This is a genomic window from Pusillimonas sp. MFBS29 (assembly GCF_020687695.1).
In the GTDB taxonomy this organism is placed as follows: Bacteria; Pseudomonadota; Gammaproteobacteria; order Burkholderiales; family Burkholderiaceae_B; genus Pusillimonas_C.
Genome location: NZ_JAJEWL010000002.1, coordinates 169562 through 182890, shown reverse-complemented (window position 1 = coordinate 182890; position 13329 = coordinate 169562). Strand labels below are relative to the sequence as shown.

Sequence of the window (13329 nt, the reverse complement as noted above, 5' to 3'; positions counted from 1 at the left end):
CATCAGGCTGCAACTAAAGAAAGGGGTATATGGCTTGCTCCGTGCTGCGCCGGCTTGGGCAGCAACAGGCCGGCATCAAGATCACCGTCATACAGCTCATTCAAAAATGCGCCGCTGAGCGCTTGCACCGGGCCGTCGTAATGAACACGTCCATCCTTGAGCGCAACAACGCGTTCGCAGTAGCGTGCGGCGTAGTCGACCTGATGCAGGGTAACCACCACGGTTTTGCCGTCGGTTGCGTTGATGTCTGCCAGGATGTCCATCACCTTGCGCGCCGACTCAGGGTCAAGCGAAGCGATAGGCTCGTCGGCCAGGATAATTTCAGCCTCTTGCGTCAAGGCGCGGGCAATCGCCACGCGTTGCTGCTGCCCGCCCGAGAGCGTGGAGGCCCGCCTGTGCGCAAATTCGGCCAGGCCCACTCGTTCCAGAGCAGCCATGGCGCTTAGTTTTTCTTCGTGGTTGAACAGACCCAGTGAGCCGCGCAAGCGCGGCATGCGGCCCAGACGCCCCAGCAGCACATTGCTGAGCACGCTAAGACGACCAACCAGATTGAATTGCTGAAAGATGTAGCCGATATCGGCACGCAGGCGGCGCACTTGTCCGTTCAAGCGCCCTGCCGACTGAACAGAACGGCCCAGAACCTGTATAGAGCTGCCGGCGCCACCGTCTGCGCAAGCCAGGCCTGCCAGATGGCGCAGCAACGTTGACTTGCCTGAACCCGATGCGCCAATCAAGGCCACCATCTCGCCCGGCTCTACGGCCAGCCCCAGATCAAACAGCACTTGCTTGCCGCCAAAGCTTTTGTTCAAGCCCGAGACATTGATAGCTGAATGCATGAATAGTTTCCTAAAATACCAGGCGACGTATCGCCGTAACAGACGGAATCTTAGAAACTGTGCATGACCTACAGATTAAATGAGCGTGACGCTTTTATGACATGCACGCGATGACACTGGGAAACCATGCCTGTGACAGGCGAAAAAAAAGCCGGGCATGCGCCCGGCCTTGGCTGGCAGGTTCAGGTCGCCCGGTACGGGTGCCTGCTGCCCATTACTTCACGGATTTGGAAATTGCATTGCCCGCATTGCTGATGTCTTTACCCGCGCCGTCGACAGTATTGGCGCACCCGGCCATGGCCAGGCAACCGACCAAAGCAAACAGAGCCAGAATTTTATTAGTCATGATCGCTCCTTGTTTACGCAAGCTTGCGTTTATTTAAGTGATTACTCGGTTACTGTTACGTGCAGTTCACCCAGGCCCTTTATTGCGCCGATCATCGTGTCGCCAACAACAACCGGGCCTACGCCTTCCGGCGTTCCGGTAAAGATAATATCGCCCGCCTTCAATTCGAACAAGCCTGACAGGTAGGCGATGGATTCGGCGATATTCCATATCATCTGCGACAGATCACTGGATTGGCGGATTTCATCATTTACGCTCAGCGTAATCGCACCGGAATCGAGCGTGCCGACCTTCTCGCGCGGGTGCAGCGGACCTATGGGCGCGGAGTGATCAAACGCCTTGCCTACTTCCCAGGGACGCCCCTGCTTCTTGGCATCGCCCTGAAGATCACGGCGTGTCATGTCCAGACCTATGGCATAGCCCCAGACACACTCAGCCGCCTGTTCGACGGTGAGGTCGCGCCCGCCCTTATCCAATGCCACCACCAGTTCGATCTCGTAGTGCAGATTGGAGGTTTTGGGCGGGTAAGGCAGTTTGGCAACTTCGCCGTCGGCCGCTTGCAGCAGCGCGTCAGCCGGCTTGCAAAAGAAAAAGGGATCTTCGCGACCGGTAAAGCCCATTTCCTTGGCGTGTTCAGCATAGTTGCGCCCAACACAATAAACCCGCCTGACAGGAAATACTGCGCTCGAATCCGCCACCGCCAGCGCTGCAACGGGCAATGCGGGAATGATGGTTTCCATTTACTTGCCATCCTTGGCGTAACGTTCGGCGCTGTCCACGATTTCCTTGCGTGCGGCGTCTGCACCGTCCCAGCCCTTGACCTTGACCCATTTGCCTTTCTCGAGATCTTTGTAGTGCTCGAAGAAATGTTGAATGCGGGCCAGATCTTCTTCAGGCAAGTCGGCCGGCGACTTGATGTTACGGTAAGGAGGGTAGAGTTTGTCGACAGGCACAGCCAGCAACTTGGCATCGCCACCTGCTTCGTCGTCCATATTCAACACACCGATGGCGCGCGAACGGATCACGGCACCGACCTGTATGGGGAACGGGGCCAGCACCAGCACGTCAACGGGGTCGCCATCGTCGGAAATGGTTTGGGGGATGTAGCCATAATTGCAGGGATAGTGCATGGCTGTCAGCATGAAGCGATCGACAAACACGGTACCGGAGTCTTTATCGACTTCGTATTTGACCGGATCAGCGTTCATGGGGATTTCGATAACTACATTGAATTCGTCCGGCAGTTTATTGCCAGCAGGTACGCGGTCTAAGCTCATGCTTAATATAGCCTTAAAGATAAAAACAAGAAAAAATCAATCGTTGCCTGAACCGCGATGAGGACGATCCGAGGTTTGTGACAGATCGACACCAGGTATGGGCGCACTGTCGAAATATTCGTCAGGATAGGCGTCAGGGCTATCAACTTCCTGCGATGTGGGCGCCGGAACCTGGGGCCGTGTTGCAGGAGCGTCGGCAGTGGCGCTGAGCTCGTCGTCGCTGACGAAGTCGGAGGCGCTGGCAGCCAGGGGTACATGCATGTCACGCACGACGCTGGCCTGCGCAGGCATGCGCTCGACATCGACCAATGTGGGATCTGCACGTGTGTCGGCTGCAGGCAATACCCGATGGGCGGGCAGCGTCGGCAGCACTCCGGCCACGCTGGATGCGAGACGCCAGTGCTTCATGGCATCGGCGGCACGGCCCAGCCGGTCGTACAAGTTGCCCAGCAAAGCATGTATGCGCATATCGCTGCGTATTTTCATGCTGCGCAACAGATAGCGCTCGCCCTGCCCCCACAGCTCGCCGGTCAGGCAAAGATTGCCCAGCGCAGCCAGCAAGGCGGAGTCGTCGGGATGCGACTTAAGCCAGACCTCGGCTTTGCTCAGCCTGCGAGCCACGTGCTCGGGCGGGCACTGCGAGTAGGCGTTAAGCAGACGAGCATCCATTTTTACGGCCAGAGCGGTTTCCAGTATTTTCGAAGCCTCATCGATGTTGCCCTGCCCGGCTTGAATATTTGCAGCGGCCAGCGCCACATCGGGCAGCACACGCTCGTCGGACTTGAGATCGCCCCAGATGGATTTGAATTCTTCGTAGCCGCCTGCACGCAGACGGGCTGCCGCAGAGGTTTCGATAAGCTGAACCGCCTCGGATTTTTCCAGTACGCCACGGCGCGACAGCAAGCGCGTAAGTTCGAAAACGCGATCATGATTACGCAATTGACGGTGGGCACGCAGCAACAAGCGGGTTGCGTGGAAATGCCGGGCAGAGGCGTCCTGCAGTGGCTGCAGCAACACCAGCGCATCCTGGGGCCGGTTCTGATCCAGATACATCTCGGCAGTGACGGTTGCGGTCGCTTCGCTAAGGCGTGGGTCATCCTGGGCGCTCTGGCGCGCCAGGGTCAATGCTTCGTCGCGACGAGCGAATTCGCCCATATGATGCGCCGCCCGTGCCGACGTCAGGCCGGCCAGCACTTTGCGACTTTTGGTTTTGGTGCGATCCAGCAATTTGGAAAGATCTTTTTCGCCTTCCGCGTAACGGCCTTCCAGGACGCTGATCCAGCCATTCTCGAGCAGTTCGTGCTCGCGCTTTTGCGAGCGCAGGCTGCGCCAGGAACGGAAACGCTCCGGACGCACGCCTATCCAGGCCAGCACACGAATCAGGCAATACAGAATGATGAAGCTGGCCAGCAACAGTAATACGGCCAAGGTAAGTGAAAGCTCGATACGCCAGGGTTGGGCGACGATCAGTACATTGCCGCTATGCTCGCGCAACACCAAAGCCAGGCCCACCGCGGCGGCCAATACGATCAGGGTCCAGAACCAGGTTCTCATGATGTGACCCCTTATGACTCGGCCGTTTCAACCGGCGAGCTGTCTGCCTGGGCGGGATCCGCCTGCTCTGGCTGAACAGCCTCGGGCGCTTCCTGGACGGGCTGTGACGCATCAGGGGTTTGTTCTATCTGCTCGGGCCCGGAGGCTGGCGTATCGGCCTGCGTGCCTTCCAGCTTTTGCCGGTTCACTTGTTCTGCACGCAAAACTTCAAGCGCCTGTATGGTGTTGTCTACCGTTGGGAGCTTGGCATCGATATTGGTGTCGGCCATTTGGCGCGCAATCTTCAGGGCCCGACGGGTTTGTGCTGAACGCTCGTCAAAGCGCGACTCGATGGAAGTGACCAGGGCAGCAGTCTCGGCTTGCCAGATCTTGGGTTGCTTCATCATGAGCGCCAGTTGTGCCGTCATGACACGCAAGCGCAAGGTTTCACGAAACCGCGTAGCCTGATCCGGTGACATCAGCAAAGCGGTGGCGTCATCGACACGGCGTACTGTAATGAACTCACCGAGATCCTGACGCACGGAATCCCAGGCTTCTTTACTCCAGCCGAGAGCGGTATCAAGGCTTTGCTGCCACCAGGGCGCGGAGTCGTTCTGCGCGGGCTGGGGTTCGTTGGCTGGCGCCGTAGTCGTGGCAGCGGCGTGTGGTGCCGGCACGGGTTCCGGTGCAGCATCGTCGGGCACCATGAGCGGCGCTTCGCTGACCAGACCGCTGAGCTCGTCGAGCTGGGTCGACAAGGCCGCAATATCGATAGTAGAGGTGGCCCGCAAGCGGTCGAGATCACCATTCAGTGTTTGTTGCAGGGATGCCAGCGCAGGACGATTGGCCCTGGCAAGCTGCGCCTGGGCTGTTTCGAGCGAGATTACCGCATTGGCAACGTTGCCACCCAGCTGCAACTGCTGTTGCGCGATCGTGACCAGGTGATCAACGTCGTTGATCAGTACCAGATCGGAGCCGCTGTCGGTGAGCGTCTGGAAGGCTTGATCCAGGCCATCGACCTGCCCCTGAAACTGACGCAAGGAATTTTCCAGTGCCGAAATCTGGCCTGATTGTTCCTGAGTGAGCGCCAGCGCCTGACGGGATTGCTCGACGGCCTGGCTGACAGTGCTGTTGCTGCTTTGAACCTGACTGATGAGCTGCGCACGGGTTTGCTCGAATTGTTTCTGCTGATACCAGACCAGCGCAGCCAGGATCGCGGCAATGATCAGCACGACGATGAAAGCGGGTAGCCATGGCGATCTGGCCTTGGCGGCCTTGGGGGCCTTGCTCGCGGGCTTGGGGGCGCTGGTGGCCGGCCCCGGTTTGACCGGCGTAGTTGCGGCTGATGCCTGCGAGATCTCGGTGTTTTTATCGGTCATGACGAGATTGTAATCCTAGGTGCTTGCTTAAAGTGCTGCGGCGAGCGTGATCATCTGAAAAATGGTGTCATCGCCCGGTTGGCATATTTTTACCATTGCCGGCTCTACCTTACCAGATGCCTGAAGTGACGATTGTAAACGGCGCGCGATGCGCTCGTGAATAACGACAAAGCGCGACCGCGCCCAACCATGCTCCAGCCCAAGACGCCGGACGTTGGCATGTACGGCGTCCAGACTCTCGCTACTGGTAAGCAAGAATACGCAGGGCTCTGCCTGGCCGAGTACCTGACCCAGTTGTTCAGCTTGCTGCGTATCCCACAGCGCGGGAATCCGGTCGTACATCGCCACGCGGTCCACTTGCACACCGGCCTGTTCCAGCTTGCTCCCCAGCCACTCCCTGCCCGTCCGTCCCCTGATGATCAAAACTTTTTTCAAGGTATTAAGGCGGGGTTGCAGCAAATGCCACAGACTTTCGGAGTCCTGACTGAGGTCAGGTCCAGGATGGATGATCTGCGATGAAGCAATGAAGTCGGCCTCCCGGAGCATGCGCGCACTCGTACCGCCTACTGTGGCAGCCCGCGTATGCACGGGCCAGCGCCAGCCGGCACGGCGCTCATCCAGCGCCTGCAGGTAAAACTGCAGCGCATGGCCGCTGACGAACACCAGCAGATCGTAGGCGTCTGGATCGGGAATATGGGCAGCGTCCGCTGGCAATGACTGTATGTGCAAGGCCGGCAGCAACAAGGCCGGCAAGCCTGCACCCGACAGGCGTCGGGCCAGGGCTTCGTTCTTGCCTTGCGGACGTGTCAGAACGACACGGGGCGTCAAAGCCGTTGCAGACACGATGAATGCCCCTTATGAGGCAGCGTCAGGTGCCACGAGTTTGTCGAGTATTGCGCGAGCGCCATGGTCCAGCAACTCGTGGGCGATGCGCTCTCCGAGCTGTTCAGCCTCTTCAAGCGAGCCCGATGCCTGGGCCCTGATGATACGCGAGCCGTCAGGCTCGGCGACCAGGCCACTGACCTTGAGCGTATTGCCGTCGCGTTGCGCAAATGCAGCCAGGGGCACCTGGCAGGACCCGCCCAGTACGCGTGACACTGCCCTTTCGGCCAGCGCGCAGGCGGTGGTGTCAGGATCGGCCAATGGCGCCAGCCATGCCTGCATGTCAGTGCGCGATTCATGGATTTCTATACCCAGAGCACCCTGACCCGCTGCCGGGAGGCTTTGCTCTGGCGTAAGATAGCTGCGAATCCTGGACTCGAGGCCAAGGCGCCTGAGGCCGGCGGCGGCAAGGATGATGGCCGTATAGTCACCATGATCAAGCTTGCCCAGACGGGTATCCAGATTGCCGCGCAAAGGCTGAACCTGCAGTGCAGGATAACGCTGACGCAACTGGGCCTCGCGACGCAGACTTGAAGTGCCCACCACACTGCCGTCGGGCAGTTCGTCGAGCGAGGCGTAATGGTTGGACACAAATGCATCACGAGGATCGTCACGCTCGAGGATGACCGACAGCAGAAACGGGCTTTGCATGTCGACCGGCACGTCTTTGAGCGAATGTACGGCCAGGTCGGCACGACCATCAAGCAATGCCGTTTCCAGTTCCTTGACGAACAAACCCTTGCCACCGACCTTGGACAAACTGCGATCAAGTATCTGGTCGCCCCGGGTCGTCATGGTAAGCAGGCTGACCTGGCACGACGGATACAGGGTTTGCAGGCGGTCGCGTACGTGCTCGGCCTGCCACAGGGCAAGCCGGCTCGCACGAGTGGCGATAACGAGTTTTGCTGGAGCTTCCGACATGCCGCCTCTAAGCAAAAATATTGAGCAAGACAGCAGCTGCAATACCGATCAGGGCCAATATGCCCAGACCTTGCAATAAAGACAGGCCTGACTCGTCAGGCTTCTTGCGCCCGGACGTTTTGAATAGACTCATGTGTACCCTTATTTGGCTGCAGACGCCTTGCGCGAGCCAAGCAATTTCCCCAGAGCGACAACCAGAATGGCACCGATGACTTCTGCAGTAATCTTGGTTGTGCTTGATATGGGGCCGAATTTTTCAACAACAAAGACGTCGGTAACCAGCATACCGCCGGCAATCCAACCCAGCAAGGCGGCGCCAAACAGTACGACAATGGGGAAGCGGTCGATCAGCTTCAGCACCAATGTACTGCCCCAAATAATGATGGGCACGCTTACGACCAGACCGAAAATGACGTAGTAGAGCTGGTGATCAAGATGCGTGTTCTGGGCTGCACCAGCAATCGCGATTACGTTGTCCAGACTCATGACGAAGTCGGCGATCAGAATGGTCTTGACGGCAGACCATACGGAGCTTCCGCCCTTGATGTTGCCGTGCTCGTCTTCGTCGGGGATCAGCAGCTTGACCCCTATCCATACCAGCAAGGCACCGCCTACCAGTTTAAGGAAGGGAATGCCCAGCAATGTCAGGGCAAAGGCGATCAGCAGTACGCGAAGTATGATGGCACCCGCCGTGCCCCACAAAATACCTTTTATACGCTGCTTGTGTTCAAGATTACGACAAGCCAGCGCAATCACGACGGCATTGTCGCCGCCGAGCAAAATATCGATCAGGATGATCTGGAATACAGCACCCCAGTGTAGTGACTGAAAGAACTCAAGCATTTCTATTGTCCGTTTTAATCAAGGCGTATGGAAACATCCCCGGCCGCAGCCAGTACGACGGGAAAAAAAACGGGCCATTATAATTCAGCTGTTCAAGGGGTTCGCCGCAAGGCCCTGCTCACGCGGCCGGTCTTGAAACCTTAAGGCTGACCGCGCGGTATTCCGACCCTGCCAGGCAGGGCCGGACAACTACTAGATGTACTGCTTACAGTACCGACTTGAGCAATTTGCCCATTTCGGATGGATCACGGGTCGTGCGTATGCCGCAGGCTTCCATGATTTCAAGCTTGGCATCAGCCGTATCAGCACCACCGGAGATCAGCGCACCGGCATGGCCCATGCGTTTGCCGGCAGGAGCCGTTACACCGGCAATAAAGCCGACCACAGGTTTCTTCATATTGTCTTTGGCCCACTCGGCGGCATTGACTTCGTCAGGGCCACCAATTTCACCAATCATGACAACGGCGTCGGTATCGGGATCGTCGTTGAACATTTTCAGAACGTCAATGTGCTTCAGACCGTTGATGGGGTCGCCGCCAATACCCACTGCGGAAGACTGGCCAAGACCGAGTTCGGTCAGCTGAGCCACTGCTTCATAGGTCAGGGTGCCGGAACGGCTGACCACGCCGATACGACCCTTGCGGGAGATATGGCCTGGCATGATGCCGATCTTGATTTCATCGGGTGTAATCAGACCGGGGCAGTTTGGTCCGAGCAACAAGGTTTTCTTGTTCTGCTCACGCATGCGGTTGCGCAACTCAAGCATATCGCGCACTGGAATGCCTTCGGTGATGCAGATGACCAGATCGAGGTCGGCTTCAACCGCTTCCCAGATGGCTGCCGCTGCGCCTGCTGGCGGAACATAAACGACGGACACCGTAGCACCGGTTTCAGCCTTGGCATCCTTGACCGAACCAAAGATGGGCACGCCTTCGAAATTTTCGCCTGCCTTCTTGGGGTGTACGCCAGCAACGAAGGCTTCTTTGCCATTCGCGTACTCGCGGCACATGTGAGTGTGGAACTGGCCGGTCTTTCCGGTGATTCCCTGGGTAATGACTTTAGTGTCTTTGTTGATCAGAATCGACATTTACAAATCCTTGGCAATATTCTTATTTCGCGGCGGCTACGACTTTGGTCGCGGCTTCGGCCATGGTGTCAGCGCTGATGATGGGCAGACCCGATTCGGCCAGCAGCTTCTTGCCCAGCTCTTCGTTGGTGCCCTTCATGCGCACGACCAGCGGCACGCTGAGGTTGACCGCCTTGCATGCTGCGATCACGCCTTCGGCAATGATGTCGCAACGCATGATGCCGCCAAAGATGTTGACCAGAATGGCCTTGACGCCTTCGTTCTTGAGCATGATCTTGAAAGCCTCGGTGACTTTCTCGGCCGTGGCGCCGCCGCCCACATCCAGGAAGTTGGCAGGTTCGCCGCCAAACAGCTTGATGGTGTCCATGGTGGCCATGGCCAGACCGGCACCGTTCACCAGGCAGCCGATATTGCCGTCGAGCTGAATATAGGCAAGATCAAACTTGCTGGCTTCGATTTCAGCAGGGTCCTCTTCGTCCAGGTCGCGGTACTCAACGATTTCGGGATGACGGAACAGTGCGTTGGAATCGAAGTTGAATTTCGCGTCGAGTGCAATGATATTGCCCTTGCTGTCGCGATTCAGGGGGTTGATTTCGACCAGCGAAGCGTCGGTTTCCATGTAGCAGGCATAAACCTTCTGGCAGATATCAATGAACTGCGCTACGGAATCGGCGGGCATGCCCACGCCCTTGGCGAGTGTCTCGCCATCGGCCTGGGTGAAGCCCTTCAGCGGATCGACCATCACGGTGATGATCTTTTCCGGCGTAGACTGGGCAACCTCTTCGATATCCATACCGCCTTCGCTTGAGGCAATGAAAGCCACTTTCTGCGTGGCGCGGTCGGTGACTGCGGAGAGGTAATATTCTTGCTGAATGTCGGCGCCCTCTTCGATGTACAGGCGACGCACTTTCTGGCCTTCGGGGCCGGTCTGGTGTGTGACCAGTTGCATACCCAGGATTTCAGAGGACAGCTGGCGGACTTCATCGAGCGAACGGCCGAGCTTTACGCCACCGCCCTTGCCACGGCCACCTGCATGAATTTGCGCTTTGACCACCCAGACCGGACCGCCCAGCTTCTCGGCGGCTGCAACGGCCTCTTCGACGGAAAAAGCAGGAATCCCGCGTGGCACAGTCACGCCAAATTTCTTCAGCAGTTCCTTGCCTTGATACTCGTGAATTTTCATTTATTACCTGTCAGAACGTAGAAATAAGAAAAATAATGCGGACGCCAGCGCTGCATGGCGCCAATGTTCGCTGTTGAGAGTTGCCTACTCGCACTTTGCCTCTGCTTCGGGCGCCACATACCACTGCGGATAATACTCCTGCGCCACCGGTCCGCTCAGCCGCAGGGCATGACACCCTGACAGCTGAAATGGTTTGATGCTGGGGTCTGCCGCCTGCTCTTGGCGCCGTTGATTCGACATTGTCTGGACAGCCACTGTGGGCAGCACATACGACAGTTCGGTCAGGTGCGTACAGCCAGCCACCCGGGCGAAACGATTCTTGACGGCCTGGCGAAAATTGCGCAGCAGGTTCATGCCGACCAGCGCTTGATAGTCTGGGGCTATGCAGCTGCAATGCTCGTCGTAGGGCGCGGCATCGTATGCCGCGACCGCCGCCGTAATGGCGAACTGCGCATCAATGGTGACGCGCAGATGCATGTGATGGATAGGCTCGCCCGCAGGATGGGTGACGGTGCCATTGCGCTTGTCGAAATCATAAGACTTGATGTCGATGAGCTCGGCTTCAAGGTCCCACTGCCCGTCTGCCCGTGCATACGAATTCACACGTATGGAACGCGTATGCAATGGCTCGCGGGCAATATCAGGTGGTGGCAGTGGCATGAACGGGGCAGGCGAATTCGGTAAACCCTCTAAGTATAGCGCAGTGTTTGTGCTGCTTTCACCATGGCGAGCAGGGCTGCTTCTGTTTCAGGCCACCCACGGGTTTTCAAACCACAATCAGGATTAACCCATAAGCGTTCGGCGGGCAAGCGTTTACGGGCCTTCTTGATCAGGTCGACCATCCATTCCAGCCTGGGCACATTCGGCGAGTGGATGTCGTAAACGCCCGGGCCGATGTCATTCGGGTAGTCAAAATCCTCAAATGCCTCGAGCAGCTCCATATTCGAACGTGAGGTTTCTATCGTGATGACATCTGCATCCATGGCGGCAATCGCTTCGATGATGTCATTGAACTCCGAATAGCACATGTGGGTATGTATCTGCGTGTCTTCCCTGGCTCCGGCTGTAGACAGGCGAAAGCAGTCCACGGCCCAGTCCAGATACTGCTGCCAGTCGGCCCGCCGCAGCGGCAAACCTTCCCGTATGGCGGGTTCATCAATTTGTATCACCGCAATACCGGCCGCCTCCAGATCGGCAACCTCGTCACGCAAGGCCAGTGCGAGCTGCCGGCAAGTCGTCTCGCGCGGTTGGTCGTCACGTACAAAAGACCACTGCAGTATGGTTACCGGCCCGGTCAGCATGCCCTTCACCGGCTTGTCCGTCAGGGATTGCGCATAGGCGGACCACCCCACCGTCATTGCTACAGGGCGAACCACATCACCGAATATGATGGGCGGCTTTACGCAACGCGAGCCATAGCTTTGCACCCATCCATTCTGGGTGAAAGCGAACCCGCCAAGCAGCTCACCAAAGTACTCGACCATGTCATTACGCTCGGGTTCGCCGTGCACTAACACATCGAGCCCTATCCGTTCCTGGAAGCGAATGACATGCTCGATTTCAGCCCGCATGGCTTTCTCGTAGGCCGTGTCGCTCAGTGCGCCCTGCCTCCAGTCCCGCCGCGCCAGGCGAATCTCTGGTGTCTGCGGAAACGAACCTATGGTGGTGGTCGGATAGGCAGGCAAGCCCAGCCTTCCCTGCTGGCTGGCAACGCGTTGTGAGAATGGTGCGCGATTACGCGTCAAGCCAGGGGCATTCTCCAGTCGCACCTGCACGCCCGGATGATGAATCCGCTCCGATTGCTTGCGCCCTTGCAGCACTTCGCGTTGACGCTGCAAGGCAATTTGGGTGTCGGCATCCACCTCATCAGTTAAGGAAGCTGCCAGCAACTTGAGTTCGTCCAGTTTTTGTCTGGCAAACGACAGCCAGCCACGCAACTCGGCGTCAAGTTCGTGTTCGGAGTCCAGATCGACCGGGACATGGAGCAAGGAGCATGACGGGGCCAGCCAAAGCCGCTCACCAAGTTGCGCCGCTGCAGCACGTATCAGTTTGGCTGCTTTATCAAGATCGGTACGCCATATATTGCGTCCGTCTATGAGCCCCGCCGAAAGTACCTGCTCGTCGTCTAGAACGGCCAGTACCCGCGCCAGCTGATCAGGCGCACGGACCAGATCGACATGTACCCCTGCCACGGACAGGTCTTGCAGTATTCCTGCGTTTTCCCTGAGATCCTCGAAATAGGTAGCCAGCAGTATACGCACCCCGCCTTCTGCGAGCGTCTCATACACACGCTGAAAGGCCTGCCGCCAGGGTTCGGGCAAATCCAGCCCCAGTATGGGCTCGTCGATTTGTACCCACTCTACGCCGAGCGCCCTGATCTCTTGCAGGACCTGGACATAGACCGGGAGAAGCGTATCGAGCAGGGCCAGTTTGGCCGTATCACCGGCACCTTCCGAAAAGGCATCGCCCTTGCCCAGCCAAAGCCAGCTGAGCGGACCGGGAATGACCGGCTTGACCCGATAGCCCAACTCCTGGGCCTCACGAATCTGATCAAACAGATAGCTGCGAGCTATGCGATAGGACTGCCGGGGAACCAGCTCGGGGACGATGTAGTGATAATTGGTATCGAACCATTTGGTCATCTCACAAGCGGCGGCGGGGGTTCCGCTTGGCGCCCGGCCTCGTGCCATGCGAAACAAGGTATCGAGCTGCACCGGTTCGGTGCCCGACTGACCAAAGCGTGCAGGCACCGCCCCCAGCAGGCAAGTCCATTCCAGAATATGGTCATACCAGGCAAAATCACCTACAGGCACCAGCGTGAGTCCGGCCTGTGCTTGCTGCTTCCAGTGCCTGGCCCTGAGCATGCGCCCGACATTGTCAAGCTCGTCTGCGCTTTGCTTGCCGGCCCAGTAACCTTCCACGGCACGCTTGAGTTCGCGCTGTGCCCCAATACGTGGATACCCTAAACTATGAATAATTGTCATTTTACTAAGCCAATGAATGAATAAATTTTGCGTGGAATCTATTGTGCCCGTACAATTG

Annotated in this window: 14 protein-coding genes; all 14 read right to left on the bottom strand. The window is 57.8% G+C overall.

All coding sequences use genetic code 11. The features are described from left to right. Positions 1-2: 2 nt before the first annotated feature. Positions 3-836, bottom strand: coding sequence for a phosphonate ABC transporter ATP-binding protein (phnC, locus tag LKR43_RS03460; protein WP_227682454.1), 834 nt, complete (start codon positions 834-836; stop codon positions 3-5). A 214-nt stretch (positions 837-1050) separates the two neighbouring features. After that, complete coding sequence (locus LKR43_RS03455; protein ID WP_227682453.1) at positions 1051-1182, bottom strand: entericidin A/B family lipoprotein; 132 nt, start codon at positions 1180-1182, stop codon at positions 1051-1053. A 41-nt stretch (positions 1183-1223) separates the two neighbouring features. Continuing rightward, positions 1224-1922 (bottom strand): fumarylacetoacetate hydrolase family protein, encoded by a 699-nt coding sequence (locus tag LKR43_RS03450; protein ID WP_227682452.1) that lies wholly within the window; start codon positions 1920-1922, stop codon positions 1224-1226. After that, entirely contained in the window at positions 1923-2459 is a 537-nt protein-coding gene (gene ppa, locus LKR43_RS03445; RefSeq protein WP_227682451.1) for an inorganic diphosphatase, read from the bottom strand. A gap of 36 nt (positions 2460-2495) precedes the next feature. After that, on the bottom strand, positions 2496-4013 hold the full coding sequence (locus LKR43_RS03440; RefSeq protein ID WP_227682450.1) for a heme biosynthesis HemY N-terminal domain-containing protein: 1518 nt from the start codon (positions 4011-4013) through the stop codon (positions 2496-2498). Between the two features lie 11 nt (positions 4014-4024). After that, positions 4025-5371: a uroporphyrinogen-III C-methyltransferase gene (locus tag LKR43_RS03435; RefSeq protein WP_227682449.1), complete on the bottom strand. Its 1347-nt coding sequence runs from the start codon at positions 5369-5371 to the stop codon at positions 4025-4027. A 27-nt stretch (positions 5372-5398) separates the two neighbouring features. Next, the gene (locus tag LKR43_RS03430; protein WP_227682448.1) at positions 5399-6214 is read right to left on the bottom strand and encodes a uroporphyrinogen-III synthase; all 816 of its coding nucleotides are present in this window, start codon (positions 6212-6214) and stop codon (positions 5399-5401) included. Between the two features lie 12 nt (positions 6215-6226). Next, on the bottom strand, positions 6227-7174 hold the full coding sequence (gene hemC / locus LKR43_RS03425) for a hydroxymethylbilane synthase (protein ID WP_227682447.1): 948 nt from the start codon (positions 7172-7174) through the stop codon (positions 6227-6229). A gap of 7 nt (positions 7175-7181) precedes the next feature. Further along, a complete protein-coding gene (locus tag LKR43_RS16180) occupies positions 7182-7307 on the bottom strand; it encodes a hypothetical protein (protein WP_255675948.1) in 126 nt (41 codons plus the stop codon). A gap of 8 nt (positions 7308-7315) precedes the next feature. Next, positions 7316-8017 carry a TerC family protein gene (locus LKR43_RS03420; RefSeq protein WP_227682446.1) on the bottom strand — a complete coding sequence of 234 codons (702 nt, stop codon included), beginning with the start codon at positions 8015-8017 and terminating at the stop codon, positions 7316-7318. A 205-nt stretch (positions 8018-8222) separates the two neighbouring features. After that, positions 8223-9104: a succinate--CoA ligase subunit alpha gene (sucD, locus tag LKR43_RS03415; protein WP_227682445.1), complete on the bottom strand. Its 882-nt coding sequence runs from the start codon at positions 9102-9104 to the stop codon at positions 8223-8225. 22 nt (positions 9105-9126) lie between these two features. Next, positions 9127-10287, bottom strand: coding sequence for an ADP-forming succinate--CoA ligase subunit beta (sucC, locus tag LKR43_RS03410; RefSeq protein WP_227682444.1), 1161 nt, complete (start codon positions 10285-10287; stop codon positions 9127-9129). A gap of 84 nt (positions 10288-10371) precedes the next feature. Then, positions 10372-10947 (bottom strand): DUF2889 domain-containing protein, encoded by a 576-nt coding sequence (locus LKR43_RS03405; protein ID WP_227682443.1) that lies wholly within the window; start codon positions 10945-10947, stop codon positions 10372-10374. Positions 10948-10976: 29 nt separating this feature from the next. Further along, a complete protein-coding gene (gene metE, locus LKR43_RS03400; RefSeq protein ID WP_227682442.1) occupies positions 10977-13271 on the bottom strand; it encodes a 5-methyltetrahydropteroyltriglutamate--homocysteine S-methyltransferase in 2295 nt (764 codons plus the stop codon). Positions 13272-13329: the final 58 nt, after the last annotated feature.

Bases quoted from the DNA above. Each gene is read 5' to 3' on its own strand.
- phnC (WP_227682454.1), bottom strand. From the start codon at position 836: ATGCATTCAGCTATCAATGTCTCGGGCTTGAACAAAAGCTTTGGCGGC.
- LKR43_RS03455 (WP_227682453.1), bottom strand. From the start codon at position 1,182: ATGACTAATAAAATTCTGGCTCTGTTTGCTTTGGTCGGTTGCCTGGCC.
- LKR43_RS03450 (WP_227682452.1), bottom strand. From the start codon at position 1,922: ATGGAAACCATCATTCCCGCATTGCCCGTTGCAGCGCTGGCGGTGGCG.
- ppa (WP_227682451.1), bottom strand. From the start codon at position 2,459: ATGAGCTTAGACCGCGTACCTGCTGGCAATAAACTGCCGGACGAATTC.
- LKR43_RS03440 (WP_227682450.1), bottom strand. From the start codon at position 4,013: ATGAGAACCTGGTTCTGGACCCTGATCGTATTGGCCGCCGCGGTGGGC.
- LKR43_RS03435 (WP_227682449.1), bottom strand. From the start codon at position 5,371: ATGACCGATAAAAACACCGAGATCTCGCAGGCATCAGCCGCAACTACG.
- hemC (WP_227682447.1), bottom strand. From the start codon at position 7,174: ATGTCGGAAGCTCCAGCAAAACTCGTTATCGCCACTCGTGCGAGCCGG.
- LKR43_RS16180 (WP_255675948.1), bottom strand. From the start codon at position 7,307: ATGAGTCTATTCAAAACGTCCGGGCGCAAGAAGCCTGACGAGTCAGGC.
- LKR43_RS03420 (WP_227682446.1), bottom strand. From the start codon at position 8,017: ATGCTTGAGTTCTTTCAGTCACTACACTGGGGTGCTGTATTCCAGATC.
- sucD (WP_227682445.1), bottom strand. From the start codon at position 9,104: ATGTCGATTCTGATCAACAAAGACACTAAAGTCATTACCCAGGGAATC.
- sucC (WP_227682444.1), bottom strand. From the start codon at position 10,287: ATGAAAATTCACGAGTATCAAGGCAAGGAACTGCTGAAGAAATTTGGC.
- LKR43_RS03405 (WP_227682443.1), bottom strand. From the start codon at position 10,947: ATGCCACTGCCACCACCTGATATTGCCCGCGAGCCATTGCATACGCGT.
- metE (WP_227682442.1), bottom strand. From the start codon at position 13,271: ATGACAATTATTCATAGTTTAGGGTATCCACGTATTGGGGCACAGCGC.